We start from the raw sequence: 1,056 nt of genomic DNA, 5'->3' as shown, positions 1-1,056 counted from the left end.
CGCTCGCTGGAGATGGTGGTCGGCCTGCTGGCGATCCTCAAGGCCGGTGGCGCCTATGTGCCGCTGGACCCGGATTTCCCGGCGGATCGTCTGGCCTACATGATGGAAGACAGCGGCCTGAAACTGCTGCTGACCCAGTCCTCGCTGTTAGCGCAACTACCGATCCCTGCTGGTATCGACAACCTGTGCCTGGACCAGGATGGCGACTGGCTGGACGGCTACGGTCAGGACAACCTGCCTGGCGTCGCAGGCCCGGACAATCTGGCTTACGCGATCTACACCTCCGGTTCCACCGGCCTGCCCAAGGGCGTCACGATTCACCATCAGGCGTTGGTCAACTTCCTGTGCAGCATGGCCGATCAGCCGGGCATCACGGGCAAGGACCGGGTCCTGCAACTGACCTCGCTGTCCTTCGATATCGCCGGTCTTGAGCTGTACCTGCCATTGCTGCGCGGCGCCGCCGTGGTGTTGCTGAACACCCACCAGAACAAGGATCCGCAAGCCCTGCTGAGCGTAATCGCCCAGCAGAACGTGACGGTGATCCAGGCCACGCCTTCGAGCTGGCGGATGATCCTCGACGCGGCACCGGCTGGCGCGCTCAACGGCAAGACCATTCTCTGCGGCGGCGAAGCGCTGAGTGCCGAACTGGCGCAGCGTTTGATCGAGCAGGCCGGACATGTGTGGAACGTCTATGGCCCGACCGAAACCACTATCTGGTCGGCCCGCCATTACCTCACCGAAAGCGACGACGTCTGGCTGGGCAAACCGCTGGCCAACACCACGCTGCATATCATCAGCGACGATATCGACGTGTTGCCGGTAGGCGCCCGTGGCGAGTTGCTGATCGGCGGTGACGGTCTGGCCCGTGGTTATCACCGCCGGCCTTCGCTGACCGCAGAACGCTTTATCCCTGATCCGTTCTCCAGCAATGGCGGCCGCCTGTACCGCACCGGCGACCTGGCGCGTTACCACGCCGACGGCGTGATCGAGTACGCCGGCCGCCTCGATCATCAAGTGAAGATTCGCGGTTTCCGTATCGAACTGGGCGAGATCGAG

Annotated in this window: 1 protein-coding gene; it reads left to right on the top strand. The window is 63.4% G+C overall.

Translation table 11 applies throughout. From position 1 onward, the window contains the following. Positions 1 to 1,056: amino acid adenylation domain-containing protein (locus DM374_RS32555; RefSeq protein WP_157969813.1), on the top strand; the 1,056-nt coding region annotated here is incomplete at both ends.

Source organism: Pseudomonas huaxiensis (assembly GCF_003231275.1).
Classification (GTDB): Bacteria; Pseudomonadota; Gammaproteobacteria; order Pseudomonadales; family Pseudomonadaceae; genus Aquipseudomonas; species Aquipseudomonas huaxiensis.
Note: the sequence above shows the minus strand (reverse complement) of the source record. Positions and strands in the feature narration are given on the sequence as shown.